The following is a 13,075-nucleotide window of genomic DNA, read 5'->3' as shown; positions in this document are numbered from 1 at the left end:
CGTCCACCATACCCCCAGGGGGTATATGTGCAAGCCGCTGTGCGACTATGCCGCGCATGTCCAACGAGCCGGTCGTCATGCAGGTCTACTGCCGCGTCGAGGTGCTGGTCCGCGATCCCGCCGCCGTGGCCGAACGGGCCGTCCGGGAGTTGACCGCGGCCGACATCGACTGGTCGGCGGAGCCCGACACGCTCGACGAGGCCGTGGCCGAGCTCCGGACGGACCTGCCACGGGCCCTGGGCAGCCTGCTCGATCCCGACCGGATGCTCGTCGACGTGTCCGGTGTGGAGTTCCGCGGCGGATACCTGTGGGTCGAGCCCGGCGCGCCGTCACCCCGGTTCCTGCCGGGCTTCGCCGACCCTGAGGAGCGGTAGCCTCGCGCGCATGGAGCCGATGACCTTTCGCGCGGTGGCCGACTGGGAGGCCTGGCTGGCCGACCACCACCACACCGCCGGCGAGGCGTGGCTGGCGATCGCGAAGAAGGGCGCCGCGACCCCGACGATCTCCGCGGCCGAGGCCGGTGACGTGGCGATCTGTTTCGGCTGGATCGACAGCCAGCGCCGCGGCCTGGACGCCGAGCATTTCCTCCAGCGTTACTCGCCTCGCCGCAAGGGCGCGCGCTGGTCACAGGTCAACGTGGACCGCGCCGAGGCGCTGATCGCCGCCGGCCGGATGCGGCCCGCCGGGTTCCGCCAGATCGAGACGGCCAAGAGCGACGGGCGCTGGGCCGCCGCCTACCCGCCACAGAGGGACGCGAAAACTCCCGATGACCTCGAAGCGGCCCTCGTGGACAATCCGGCCGCGGCCGCGCGGTTCGCCGCGCTCGACAAGACGGCCCGCTACTCGGTGATCCTCAAGCTGACCAGCGCGCCCAGCGCCGCCGCCCGGGCCAAGCGGCTCGCCGCGCTGACCGACCTGCTGGCCAGTGGCGAGCCCATCCCGCCGCCACAAGTTGGTTGAAGATTGAACCTCATCGACGCGACGTGCGTGCCTTCCTGAACGGACGTCACGTCGAGAGGAGACGCCATCGTGCGCCACCGAATCGCGCTGGGACTCACCGCGGTGCTTGCCGCCACCCTGCTCGGACCGGCCGGCACAGCCAACGCACACGACCGGAAACTCGAGACCACCATCGCGCTGCCGAACGGCTTCCAGCCGGAGGGCATCGCCATCGGCACGCTCCCGTACGCGTACTTCGGGTCCCGGGCGACCGGGGCCATCTACCGGGCCAGCCTCACCACCGGCCGGGGCGAGATCATCAACCCGGGCTTCGGCGCCGGATCGCTCGGGCTCAAGCTCGACCGGCAGGGCCGGCTCTTCGTCAGCGGCGCCGCGAGCGGTGACGGCCGGGTCGTCGACGCGCGCACCGGCGCCACGCTCAAGATCTGGAACTTCACCGACGGGACCAGCTTCGTCAACGACGTGATCCTGACGCGCGACGCCGCCTGGTTCACCGACTCGCAGAACCCCGTGCTCTACAAGGTGCCGTTCGGCCGCCACGGCAAGCTGGGCGACACGTTCGAGACCGTCCCGCTCACCGGCGACTTCGTGTTCACGCCGGGCGCCTTCAACACCAACGGCATCGACCGCACGCCGGACGGCCGGAACCTGCTGATCGTGCAGTCGAATACGGGCTTCCTGTTCGTGGTCGACCCGGACACCGGTGCCACCACCCAGGTCGACCTGGGCGGCGCGCTGATGACCAACGGTGACGGCATCTGGGTGGAGGGGCGCCGCCTCTACGTGGTGCAGAACCGCCTCAACCAGATCGCCGTCGTCGACCTCAACCGGTCCGGCACCCGGGGCAGCGTGGTCCGCACGATCACCAGCCCCGCGTTCGACGTGCCGACCACCATCGCCGCGTACGGCAAGCGGCTCTACCTGCCCAACGCCCGGTTCACCACCCCACCGACGCCGGACACGACCTACACCGCGGTCGCCGTCAGGCGCTGACCTCGACGGTCACCAACCGCTGGGTGGCGCGGGACAGGGCGACGTACAGCGTGCGCACGCCCGCCGCGCCACCCGCGCGGATCTCGCTCGGCGCGACCAGCACGACGGCGTCGTACTCCATGCCCTTGGCCTGCAGGCTGGTGACGACCTGGAGGCGCGGGTCGTCGAAGTCGGCCAGCCAGCCGGCGACCTCGCCTACCCGGGGGACCGCCGTGATCACGCCGACCGTGCCCTCGACCTCGCCGAGCTGCTCTTCGACCGCCTCGTGCACGGTCGCGGCCAGCGAACCGGCCGGCACCGTCAGCGCCACCGGCGGCACACCCGTCGACCGCACGGCGGTCGGCAGCGGCAGGTCCGGCGCGATCGTGCGGATCTCCGCCGCCGCCACCTCGAAGATCTCGGCCGAGTTCCGGTAGTTGGTCGTCAGTGTGTAGACGTTGCGCGCCCGCGAGCCCAGCGCCCGGTCCCGGGACTGGTCGAGCTCGGTCGGGTCGCCGGTCCACGCGGTCTGCGCGGGGTCACCGACCACGGTCCACGACGCCAGCCGGCCGCGCCGGCCCAGCATCCGCCACTGCATCGGCGAGACGTCCTGCGACTCGTCGACCACGACGTGCGCGTACTCCCGGTAGTCGTCCGGCCGGGCGGTGGCGGCGGCCCGGGCGGCCCGGGCCCGCTCGGTGGACGTGCTCAGCTCGTAGACGCCGCGCGCCACCTCGAACTGGTTGCGCTGCGCTCGTGAGGGCTGGGCCGGCCGGCCGAGCTGCGCGTCGAGCTCGTCGAGCAGGGCGACGTCGGCGATCGTCGGGTCCTCGGGGTGGAAGCTGCCGGTCAGCAGGCGCACCTCGGCCGGGGTCAACAGGCCGTCCGCGTACCGGCGCAGGCGCGCGGGATCCGCCAGCCAGGCCAGCACGTGGCGCGGGCGCAGCCGGGGCCACCACTCCTTGACGAAGGAGCGGAAGTCCTCGCGCCCCGCCAGTTCGCCCTCGAACTCGGCCTTCTTCAGCCCGGGGATCCGCTGCTCCTGGAGCTGGGCCCAGAGCGCGTCGAAGAGCCCATCGAAACCGACCCGGCGGACCTCGTTGCGGCGGGCGCCGCGGGGCAGCGCGCGGGTCCGGATCCGGTCGAGCTGGGCGCGGTCGAGCTGGAGCAGGGTGCCCCGGTAGAGCAGGCGCAGCGAGGTCGGGCCGTCCGGCACCGCGTCGTGGGAGGCCCGCTCGAGCACCCGGCGCATCCGCAACGAGCCCTTGACCGCCGCCACCGGGCCCGGGTCGCTGCGGGTCGCCGACCAGCCCGGCACCAGCGAGCCGAGCGACCGCAGGGTCGCCGACTCCTCGCCGAGGGACGGCAGCACCGACGCGATGTATTCGACGAACACCGTCGACGGGCCGACCACCAGGATGCCGCCGCCGGCGAACCGGTTGCGGTCCGAGTAGAGCAGGTACGCCGCCCGGTGCAGGGCCACTGCGGTCTTGCCGGTGCCGGGGCCGCCGGACACGACCGTGACGCCGCCGCCGGGGGAGCGGATCGCCTGGTCCTGCTCGCGCTGGATGGTGGCGACGATGTCGCGCATGCCGTGCCCGGTCGCCTTCGACAGCGAGGCGAGCAGGGCGCCGTCGCCGACCACCCGCATCTGCTCGGGCGCCGCCTCCGGGTCCAGCAGGTCGTCCTCGATGCCGGTCACCTTGACGCCGGACGACTGGATCATCCGGCGCCTGATCACGCCCCGCGGCTCGGCCGCCGTGGCCTGGTAGAACGCGGCCGCCGCGGGCGCGCGCCAGTCGACGACCATCGGCTGCGCGTCCTCGTCGCGTACGCCCAGCCGACCCACGTGGAAGCTGGCGCCGCCGTGCATGTCCAGCCGGCCGAAGACCAGCCCCTCGTGCTCGGCGTCGAGCAGGTAGCGGCGGCGGGCGGCGTGGAACACGAACGCGTCCCGCTCGACGAGCGCACCGAAGTTGCCGACCGAGGCCTGGCGGTAACCCTCCCGCTCGGCCTGGGCGGCCGCCCGGCGCAGCTCGTCGACCCGGGCGTACACCCGGTCCACGTGCTGCTGCTCGGTCGCGATCTCCTGCTGGAGCGTGGTGACGTCGGTCAAGCGGATGGCTCCTCGTGCGTGTGCTCGGTCGCAGGTCGTGCGACCAACCCGAACGAGAGTACGGGTCGCCGAGCCCGGACGAATCGGTAACCGGGTCGATGTGCGCCTACTCGCACCTCGATAGAATCGCCGTTGAGCCCTTAAGTTGATGCCGTGTCGCATCAACGATGGATGATCTACGGCGCCAACGGCTATACGGGTGACCTCACCGCCCGGTTGGCCGTCAGCCGCGGTGCCCGCCCGCTCCTCGCCGGCCGCAACGCCGCCGCCGTCCGTGCCCTCGCCGACGAGCTCGGCCTCGACCACGTGATCTTCGACCTGCGTGATCCGGTCGCTACCCGCCGTCACCTGGCCGACGTCGACGCCGTCGCGCACTGCGCCGGCCCCTTCGTGGCCACCGCCGGCCCGATGGTCGACGCCTGCCTCGACACCGGCACCCACTACCTCGACGTGACCGGCGAGCACCCGGTCTTCGAGGCCGTGCTGGCCCGGGACGCCGACGCCCGGGCGGCCGGGGTGGTGCTGCTCACCGGGGCCGGCTTCGACGTCGTGCCGACCGACTGCCTGGCCAACCTGCTGCACGCGGCGCTCCCCGACGCGACCGCGCTGGAGCTGGCCTTCGTCGCGCCCGGCGGGCTGAGCCGGGGCACGGCGACCACCGGCCTGTCGATGAACGCTCGCGGTGGTTGGCGGCGGATCGCGGGGACGTTGGTGTCGACGCCGATGGGCACTCCGGCGCGGGACGTGCCGTTCCCGACCAAGGTCCGCCGCGTCGGCGCCGTCCCGTGGGGCGACCTGGTCACCGCGCATCACTCGACCGGGATCGGCGACATCGTCGTCTACACCCGGGTGCCGGCGCCGAGCCTGCTGTCCCGGTTGATCCGGTTCGCGCCCGTCCGCGCGCTCGCCGCTAGGGCGATCAAGCGCCAGCCGCCCGGCCCGACGGCCGCCACCCGGGCCGCGACGACCTGCGAGGTGTGGGGCGAGGTGCGCAACGCGGCCGGCGAGGTCCGCACGGCGACGCTGACGGGCCCCAACGCGTACGACCTGACCGCCGACGCCCTGCACCGCGCGGTGGAGCACCTCCTGGCCGGCGCCGCCGAACCAGGCGCGCACACCCCGGCCACCGCCTTCGGCCCGGACTTCCTCACCCACCTCGACCGGGTGGTGGTGAAGGCGCCCTGACTCAGGCGGCCTGGAGGTCCGGGGCGTCCTGGGGGTTGCCCAGGGCGGCCCGGGTCACCTGGGCCAGCGCCGCCGTCACGATCGCGGGGCGCTCCAGCATCAGCATGTGGCCGGCGCCGGGGCAGACGGTGAGCTCGGCGTTGGGCAGGGCGGCGGCGATGGACACCGCGCAGGGCGGCGGCGTGAGCCGGTCCTGGTCGCCGACCAGCGCCGCCGCCGGCAGGTCGCCGAGGGCGGCCAGGGTGGTCAGGCGCTGCTGCTCGCCGACGGACGAGCGGAACGCGCCGATCGCCAGGAGCTGCGCCCGGGCCACGGCGGCGGTCGTCACGATCAGGTCCTCGGGCGTGCACCGGTCGCCGAACAGCAGCCAGCGCAGCGACGGGGCCAGCGCGCGGAGCACGTAGCGGTGCAGCCGCCAGGAGCCGCCGCGCGCGAGGATGCCGGCCCCGGTGGTCTCCGCGAGGCGGATGAGGCGGGTGATCCGCGGGGGGAGTCCGTACACCGTGTGGGTGTGTCCCTCGGCCGTGGTCGAGATGAACACGAGCCCGGCCACCCGCAGGGCGAAGAACCGGGGGTGGCCGTGCGCGAACTCCATGATCGTCATGCCGCCCAGCGAGTGGCCGGCGAGCACGATGGGGCCGGTGGGAGCGACCGCGGTGATCACCTCGGCCAGGTCGTCGCCGAGCTGGGCCAGGTTGGCGCCGGCCCGGGTGGTGCCGTCGGAGCGGCCGTGCCCGCGGGCGTCGTACGCCACGATCCGCACGGGGCTGCCGAGGGCCTCCTGGAGCCGCGTGAGCTGGCGGTGCCAGGTGCGGGTGTCCAGGGTCCACCCGTGCAGCAGGAAGACGGTGATGGGCGCGTCGTCGGCCCCGCTGATCTCGACGTGCAACCGCACGCCGTCTGGCAGCGTCACCGAGCTCCGCTGCGGCATGGTCACCTCCAAGGCCGAGGATTCCGCACCGACGTTCTTACCCACGCGCATACCGGGCAGTAACAATCATGCCTTAAGCTGCGTTCAGCTCGCTAGATCGAAGATCCGGTTTACGCCGTTTCGACGAAAGTGCGCCGGATGGGTGGCTCGGCCATGGGTGGCAACGTAAAGAAAACCATCAATTACCTACGGTAGCCTCGACACGAGGCCTGTTCACCTGTTGAAGTAAGGACTCGGTCTGCACAATGGGAGGCTGGGTGGACGAGCTGATCGCGGAGGCGAAAGAGGTCGCGACCGCCGCCGCGACCCGGCTGGGCATCACCGTGCGAGAGCTGCGCGAACCCGCCGCGCACGACGAGGCGGCACGGTTGTTCGGCAGGATCTGGCGCACGGACTCGCCCAACGAGCTGTTGGACGCGCGGATGATGCGCGCGCTGTCCTACGCCGGCAACTACGTGGTGGGCGCGTTCCGTGACGAGGAGATGATCGGAGCCGCGGTCGCCTTCTTCGGGCTCGACCACCTCCACTCGCACATCACCGGTGTCGACCCGGCGACGCAGAGTCGCGGTGCGGGGCACGCCATCAAGCTGCACCAGCGCGCCTGGGCGCTGGACCGGCGGATCGAGTCGGTGCACTGGACGTTCGACCCGCTCGTCCGTCGCAACGCCTACTTCAACCTGCACAAGCTCGGCGCCCGCGCGGTCAAATACCTGCCTGACTTCTACGGCGTGATGACCGACGGCATCAACGCCGGCGACGCCACCAGCGACCGCCTCTACATCCAGTGGGACGTCGCGTCGCCCGAGGCGATCGCGGCCGCGGCCGGCGACCCACGCGAGATCAACATGCAGGCGGTGTACGCCGCCGGCGCCGAGGTGGCGCTCGCCCGCGACGACTTCGGGCGGCCCAGCCCCGGCAAGGCGGTGCACGACGGCCGCCCGCTGCTGGTCGCCGTGCCCCTGGACATCGAGGTCCTGCGGGGCACCGACCCGCCGCTCGCGGTCGCCTGGCGGCGCGAGGTCGCCAACGCGCTCTGCGCGGCGTTCGACTCCGGATATCGCATCGCGGGGATGGCCCGCGATGGTTGGTACGTCATGGAAGCCGAGTAGAGGACAACCGTTGAACCTGCGTGGTCTCGAGCTCCGCCGCATCGCCCTGCCGTTGGTCAGCCCGTTCCGCACCTCCTTCGGCACCGAGACCGCACGCGACGTCCTGCTGGTCCGCGCGGCCGGCGACGGCGCCGAGGGCTGGGGCGAGTGCGTGGCCATGTCGGAGCCGCTCTACTCCAGCGAGCACGTCGACGGCGCCGCCGAGGTGATCCGCCGGTTCCTGCTGCCCGAGGTGGTCGCGCTGGCCAAGGCCGGCGAGCTGACCGTGCCCCGGCTCGAGTCGTCGCTCGAGCGGATCAAGGGCCACCCGATGGCCAAGGCGGCCGTGCTGACCGCGCTGCTCGACCTGTCGCTGCGGGAGTCGGGCACGTCCTTCGGCACCTACCTCGGCGCGGTCCGCCCGACCGTGCCGGCCGGTGTCTCGGTCGGCATCATGTCGTCGATCCCGGAGCTGCTCGACGCCGTCGACGGCTACCGCGCCCAGGGCTACGTGCGGATCAAGCTCAAGATCGAGCCGGGCTGGGACGTCGACGCGGTCCGCGCGGTCCGCGAGCGGTTCGGCGACGACCTGCTGCTCCAGGTGGACGCGAACACCGCGTACACGCTGGCCGACGCCCGGCATCTGGCCCGGCTCGACCCGTTCGACCTGCTGCTGATCGAGCAGCCGCTGCCGGAGGACGACCTGCGCGGGCACGCCGCGCTGGCCCGGCTCATCCGCACCCCGGTCTGCCTCGACGAGTCGATCACCTCGGCCCGGGCGGCCGCCGACGCGATCGCCCTCGGCGCCACGTCGGTGGTCAACGTCAAGCCCGGCCGGGTCGGCGGCTACCTGGAGGCCCGCCGCGTGCACGACGTGTGCGCGGCCAACGGCGTGCCGGTCTGGTGCGGCGGGATGCTCGAGACCGGTCTCGGCCGGGCGGCCAATGTGGCCCTGGCCGCGCTGCCCAACTTCACCCTCCCGGGCGACACGTCCGCGTCGGACCGCTACTTCGCCCGCGACATCACGGAGCCGTTCGTGCTGGACGACGCCGGGCACGTCGCGCTGCCGACCGGCCCGGGCCTGGGCGTGACACCGGACCTCGACTACCTGACCGAGATCACCACCGCGACGGAGTGGCTGCCGCTGTCCTGAGCCAGACCGCCGGCCCCGTCGTCGCGGCCGAGCGCGAGCGCGGCGAGCACGATGCCGGCGAGGCTGATCGCGATCGCCAGAGCGGCGATCACCAGCGCCACGGTGACCAGCACGCCGCGCTGCTCCGGGGGAGCGGCCGACCAGCGCGGAAGATTCACGCCCAGACGCTACGTCCTGGTTGGCATGCTAGGAATGCGCCTTTCGAGTGACATGCCGCCGGGTCAGTCTTCCCGGACGTACGCCGCCGCGAACTCGGACCGCACTGTCCAGCCGAGGGCGCCGTACAGCCGGCGGCCGTCGTCGGTGGCGAGCAGGATGCCGGTGCGCAGCCCGTCGCGTGCGGCCTGGTCGCTCAGCGCCGACATGACCGTGGTGCCCAGGCCCCGGCGTCGGTGGGCGGGCGCGGTCTCCACCCGGTCGACGACGCCGTACTCGCCGGCCGGCGCCAGGCGTCCGTAAGCCGCCGTGGCGCCGGTCGCGTCGACGACCGTCGCGACCACGACCTCGCCGTCCGTTGTAACTCGCGTCTCGTAGGGCGCCGGGGGTTTTCGAGTGCCCACCGTGAACGGGGCGGTCATCAGATATCCGGCGCTGTCGATCACCCAGGGGTCGGGCAGGGCACCGCGCAGGTGTCCGCTTACCTTGATCCAGGTTCCGGGCGCGCTGTGATCCCGGGCCAGCGACGCGAGCTCGTCGGCGTCCCAGGTGTGCAGCACGTACCTGACCCGGTGACCGGGCAGGCCCACGTCGGCTCGGAAGCCACCCGGGATGTCGACGGGATCGGGCACGCGGCGGGAGACCGCCCAGCCACGACCCCACGCGAGGACCAGCTCAGGCAAAGTTTCGATCACCGGCCCACACTATTGCAAGTCTTTGGCAATAAGACCGCTACCCCGCGTCGTACGCCATCCGGTTGCGGCGGATCTCCGCGTGGTTCGTGGCCGACCAGTCGGCCAGGGCCAGCACCGTCGACAGCAGCGAGGTGCCGAGCGGGGTCAGCTGGTATTCCACCCGTGGCGGCACTTCGGGATAGGCCGTGCGCTCGACCAGGCCGTCCCGCTTGAGCTGCTTGAGGGTCAGGGTCAGCATGCGCTGCGAGACGCCCGGGATGGCGTAGGCCAGGTCCGAGTAGCGGACCGCGCCGTCGGCCAGGGTGCCGATGACCAGGACGCTCCACTTGTCGCCGACCAGGTCGAGGATCTCGCGAATGAACGACGCGTTCTCGTCGTCCCAGCGGGCGCACGGGCCGGGCACCCGGCGGACGCTGGCCCGGGAGTTGCTCGGTCGGCGGCGGACCTCGTCTCGGCTCATCGCCCAAGACTAACCTTAAGTAAGAAATCAGCGCAGCTCGTAGACGGCCATCCGGTCGTTCGAGTAGCGCAGGTCCGCGAGCCCGGCCAGGTCCGGCGACTCCGGGCCTACCTGCCGGTCGGCCACCAGCCAACGGACCCCGTCGTCGGACCGCAGGGCGCTGAGCGACTGCGCCGTTGGCGCCGTGAACGCCGCGTCGTTGCGGGCCAGCAGGTCCGGGTCCCAGAACTCCCACGAGCCGGATTCGGACACCCGGGGCGCGAACGCCCAGCCCTCGACCAGCACCCGGCGCTCGGCGTACGCGGAGAGCCAGAACGACCGCGGGTCGCAGTAGCCATCGGTCGGCGCGTTGATGCAGTGCGCGTTGGTGGCCACCACGTCCGAGGGCGCACTGTGGTCACGCAGCCAGCGGGCCGCCTCGACCCGGGAGCGCGGCAGCGAGATCGTCGCGTACGCGCCGCCGTTCGAGAACCGCTCCGACTTGCGCATGTCCATGATCAGACCCGGGGCGCCGACCACCAGGATCGCGGTGAGCGCGACGATCCCGCCCCGTCCCCGCAGCGCGGGCCGCCAGCGGCTCAGCGCCGGCCACAGCGCGGCCAGCAGGAGGACGAGCGCGGCCAGCACCAGCGCCCAACGCAGCAGCGGCATCAGCGGGTCGAGCGGGCTCGGTGGCACGGACGCCTGCGCCGGGCCGGCCAGCTCGAACTGCGTCAGCACCAGCACCACCGCCAGCGCGAGAGCCTCGACGCCGAGGAAGATCCGGCCGGCCCGGGACAGCTTGGCGCGGTCGTACACCATCGCGTAGCCCCAGGCCGAGAGCAGCACCGCGAAGGTGAAGCCGGCGCGCGTGAAGTACTGGTTGCCGTCGCCGGGCTGCTTGACCATCAGGTAGATCAGCGGGCCACCGATGCCGCCGGCCAGCAGGAACACCTGGGTCGGCTCCAGCCGGCCCCGGCGCAGCCAGACCAGGGGCACGATGCCCGCCGCGCGGAGCTGCATGTTGACCAGGAACGCGAACCAGACCGGCAGCACGGCCAGCCACATCGGCCCGTCCGGCGGGGTCCAGAAGCGCTCGAAGCTCCACATCGGCTCGGGCGTCACGCCGTACGCCTGGAATCGGAACAGCACCGCCATCGCGAAGAGCTGCGCGGCGCCCGTCAGCACGCCCAGGGTCAGCAGCGTCCACGGGATCCGCCGCTGGGCCAGCAGCACGACCACGAAGGTCACCAGCAGCGCGACCGCGACCACCGGCAGCGAGCTCGCCTTGGCACCGCTGGAGGCGACCAGGAACAGGAACGCGAGCACGAACCCGCCCCGGGCCAGCTGACCCGTCAGCAGCGCGCAGACCACCCCGATCAGGGCGAGCAGCAGCACCCAGGAGTAGATCATCGACATGCCGTGCCAGATGACGAACGAGCTCTGGGTGCCGAACGGCATGGTGACCGGGTCGGTGAAGTTGGTCTCGCCGACCACGAAGAACAGCGCCGCCGCGACCGCGCCGACCAGCGCGCGCCCGCTGATCCGCCAGCCGACCACCGCCGTCAGCACGATCGCCAGCGCGCACAGGAACGGGATCGCGAGCCGCAGCGCGATCACCGGCAGGTCGATCCCGCCGATCATGCTGCTCGACGCCATGTGCGCGTAGCCGAACCAGTGGTAGAACAGCGGCTCGCCGGCCACCTGCGGCACGTGCAGCGGGAACTGGTGCTTGGCCTCGCCGGCCAGCGAGAGCTGGTAGGCCAGGTCGAGGTATTGGCGGGTGTCCTCGCCGGTCGGCAGGATCGGGTTCCGCTGCAGGAACGTCGACGACAGGTAGGTGGTGAAGAAGGCCACCGCGCCGCCGACCGCCCACGAGAAGCCCAGCGGAGCGGTCTTGGTGTAACGCGGCCGGAAGTGCCTCCGCAGCCTGGGGATCCCGGCGAACAGCGCCACCACGATCAGCGGCCAGGCCCACAGCAGGCCGCGGACGTCGAGCACCGAGACCAGCGTCCAGGCGGGTAGCTCGAGCACCAGGCCGACGGCGGTACCCATCGCGAGGTCGTCGAGCAGCGAGTGCGGCGTGCGGCGCAGCGCGCGATAGACGAGCGTGCCGGGCAGGGTGAGCGCGAGGCCCACGTAGAGCGCGTACTTCACCAAGTCGAGCGGCGAGGTGTCCGCGGCGAGCAGCACCGCCGCGACGTACACCAGCGTCGCCACGAAGGGCAGGAAACGCAGCAGGGGATACGCACGACGGGGCGCACCGGTTTCGGAGGAGACCGACTCGGCCGTGGCGGGATCGGCCGGCACCGGCGGCCGGGCGGCCGGAACGGCGGCGCCCTTCTCGGGGGCGGTCACCGGCGGCTGTCGGCCAGCACGGCCGGGTCGTCGTCGGCGGCGGGGCGCTGTTCCGGCGCGCCGCCGGGATCACCGCCGTCGCCCGGATCGCTGTCGCTCGCGATGAAGTAGGCGGGCCGCGCCTGCACCGCCGTGTAGATCCGCGCGACGTACTCCCCGAGCAGGCCCAGGCAGAGCAGTTGGACGGCACCGAGGAACAGCACCGCCACCAGGATCGACGGCCAGCCGGTGACGGTGCGGCCGGACGCGAACGCGACGATCACGGAGATCACCAGCAGCCCGCAGACCGCGACGCCGAGCAGGCCGAGCCAGGTCGCCACCCGCAGCGGGGCCGCGGAGAAGCTGGTCACGCTCTCGGCCGCGAGGGCCAGCATCCGGGACAGGGGATATTTGGTGCGCCCCGCCGCCCGTTCCGCGCGCAGGAAGCGCACCTCGCCGCTCGGGAAGCCAAGCCACGGCACGACGAGCCGGAGCACCGGGCTGCGCTCGGGCAGGTCGCGCAGCGCCTCGACGGCCGCCCGGCTGAGCAACCGGAAGTCGCCTGCCTGGGCCGGCACCTGCTTGCCGACGAGCTGCCGCATCAGCCGGTAGTACGCGCCGGCCGTCAGCCGCTTGAACGCCGTGTCGGAGCTGCGGTCACCGCGTACGCCGTAGACGATGTCCAGGCTCTCGGCCCGGGCCAGGGCGAGCATCTCGGGAATGATCTCGGGTGGGTCCTGCAGGTCGGCGTCGATGCTGACCACGTAGCTGCCGCGCGCCCGCAGCAGGCCCGCGATCAGCGCCGCCTGGTGGCCGCCGTTGCGGCGCAGCCGGATGACCCGCAGCTCGGGCCAGCGTTGCCGCAACCCGCTCAGGCCGGCCGCGGTGCCGTCGGTGCTCCCGTCGTCGACCGCGACCACCTCGTAGGGCTCGGTGAGCCCGTCGAGGGCCGCGCGCAGCCGCTCCGCGAGCAGCGGCAGCACGCTCTCCTCGTTGTACATCGGCACGACCACGGAGAGTGCCGGATCCTGCTGAGCCATCCC

The 13,075-nt window shown here is 72.5% G+C and carries 13 protein-coding genes; 6 read left to right on the top strand and 7 right to left on the bottom strand.

Annotated elements, in window-relative coordinates; translation table 11 throughout:
- Positions 1-56 precede the first annotated feature (56 nt).
- From CHC05_RS14150 to CHC05_RS14140, 3 genes are all read left to right on the top strand, one after another.
- Positions 57-374 carry a hypothetical protein gene (locus CHC05_RS14150; protein WP_089248788.1) on the top strand — a complete coding sequence of 106 codons (318 nt, stop codon included), beginning with the start codon at positions 57-59 and terminating at the stop codon, positions 372-374.
- 10 nt (positions 375-384) lie between these two features.
- On the top strand, positions 385-960 hold the full coding sequence (locus CHC05_RS14145) for a YdeI/OmpD-associated family protein (RefSeq protein WP_089248786.1): 576 nt from the start codon (positions 385-387) through the stop codon (positions 958-960).
- Positions 961-1,029: 69 nt separating this feature from the next.
- Positions 1,030-1,953 (top strand): SMP-30/gluconolactonase/LRE family protein, encoded by a 924-nt coding sequence (locus CHC05_RS14140; RefSeq protein ID WP_245870840.1) that lies wholly within the window; start codon positions 1,030-1,032, stop codon positions 1,951-1,953.
- Here the strand turns inward: CHC05_RS14140 and CHC05_RS14135 are convergent.
- Positions 1,943-4,048 carry a HelD family protein gene (locus tag CHC05_RS14135; protein WP_089248782.1) on the bottom strand — a complete coding sequence of 702 codons (2,106 nt, stop codon included), beginning with the start codon at positions 4,046-4,048 and terminating at the stop codon, positions 1,943-1,945. The genes CHC05_RS14140 and CHC05_RS14135 overlap by 11 nt on opposite strands.
- Positions 4,049-4,201: 153 nt before the next feature.
- Between CHC05_RS14135 and CHC05_RS14130 the strand changes: the two genes are divergently transcribed.
- Positions 4,202-5,233, top strand: a complete 1,032-nt coding sequence (locus tag CHC05_RS14130) for a saccharopine dehydrogenase family protein (RefSeq protein ID WP_218824539.1) — start codon at positions 4,202-4,204, stop codon at positions 5,231-5,233.
- Position 5,234: 1 nt separating this feature from the next.
- Here CHC05_RS14130 and CHC05_RS14125 read toward each other — a convergent pair whose 3' ends face one another.
- Positions 5,235-6,164, bottom strand: coding sequence for an alpha/beta fold hydrolase (locus CHC05_RS14125; protein WP_089249496.1), 930 nt, complete (start codon positions 6,162-6,164; stop codon positions 5,235-5,237).
- A gap of 257 nt (positions 6,165-6,421) precedes the next feature.
- On the opposite strand from CHC05_RS14125, the gene CHC05_RS14120 reads away from it, so the two are divergent.
- Both CHC05_RS14120 and menC read left to right on the top strand, forming a co-directional pair.
- Positions 6,422-7,273: a GNAT family N-acetyltransferase gene (locus CHC05_RS14120; protein WP_144022587.1), complete on the top strand. Its 852-nt coding sequence runs from the start codon at positions 6,422-6,424 to the stop codon at positions 7,271-7,273.
- A gap of 10 nt (positions 7,274-7,283) precedes the next feature.
- Positions 7,284-8,405, top strand: coding sequence for an o-succinylbenzoate synthase (gene menC, locus CHC05_RS14115; RefSeq protein ID WP_089248776.1), 1,122 nt, complete (start codon positions 7,284-7,286; stop codon positions 8,403-8,405).
- On the opposite strand, the gene CHC05_RS14110 is transcribed toward menC, so the two are convergent.
- The 5 genes from CHC05_RS14110 to CHC05_RS14090 form a co-directional block, all read right to left on the bottom strand.
- Positions 8,357-8,563, bottom strand: a complete 207-nt coding sequence (locus CHC05_RS14110) for a hypothetical protein (protein WP_089248774.1) — start codon at positions 8,561-8,563, stop codon at positions 8,357-8,359. The two genes, menC and CHC05_RS14110, sit on opposite strands and share 49 nt — an antisense overlap.
- A 63-nt stretch (positions 8,564-8,626) precedes the next feature.
- On the bottom strand, positions 8,627-9,256 hold the full coding sequence (locus CHC05_RS14105) for a GNAT family N-acetyltransferase (protein ID WP_089248772.1): 630 nt from the start codon (positions 9,254-9,256) through the stop codon (positions 8,627-8,629).
- A 37-nt stretch (positions 9,257-9,293) separates the two neighbouring features.
- Positions 9,294-9,716, bottom strand: a complete 423-nt coding sequence (locus CHC05_RS14100; RefSeq protein WP_089248770.1) for a winged helix-turn-helix transcriptional regulator — start codon at positions 9,714-9,716, stop codon at positions 9,294-9,296.
- A 27-nt stretch (positions 9,717-9,743) separates the two neighbouring features.
- On the bottom strand, positions 9,744-12,053 hold the full coding sequence (locus tag CHC05_RS14095; protein WP_089248768.1) for a hypothetical protein: 2,310 nt from the start codon (positions 12,051-12,053) through the stop codon (positions 9,744-9,746).
- A complete protein-coding gene (locus CHC05_RS14090; protein ID WP_089248766.1) occupies positions 12,050-13,072 on the bottom strand; it encodes a glycosyltransferase family 2 protein in 1,023 nt (340 codons plus the stop codon). The genes CHC05_RS14095 and CHC05_RS14090 overlap by 4 nt, the downstream gene beginning before the upstream one ends.
- Positions 13,073-13,075: the final 3 nt, after the last annotated feature.

It is taken from the genome of Asanoa hainanensis (assembly GCF_900188485.1).
GTDB lineage: Bacteria > Actinomycetota > Actinomycetes > Mycobacteriales > Micromonosporaceae > Asanoa > Asanoa hainanensis.
This window is presented reverse-complemented; position numbering and strand designations above follow the sequence as displayed.

Coding starts and splice junctions, on each gene's coding strand:
- CHC05_RS14150 (WP_089248788.1), top strand. CDS start 57: ATGTCCAACGAGCCGGTCGTCATGCAGGTCTACTGCCGCGTCGAGGTG.
- CHC05_RS14145 (WP_089248786.1), top strand. CDS start 385: ATGGAGCCGATGACCTTTCGCGCGGTGGCCGACTGGGAGGCCTGGCTG.
- CHC05_RS14125 (WP_089249496.1), bottom strand. CDS start 6,164: ATGCCGCAGCGGAGCTCGGTGACGCTGCCAGACGGCGTGCGGTTGCAC.
- CHC05_RS14100 (WP_089248770.1), bottom strand. CDS start 9,716: ATGAGCCGAGACGAGGTCCGCCGCCGACCGAGCAACTCCCGGGCCAGC.
- CHC05_RS14090 (WP_089248766.1), bottom strand. CDS start 13,072: ATGGCTCAGCAGGATCCGGCACTCTCCGTGGTCGTGCCGATGTACAAC.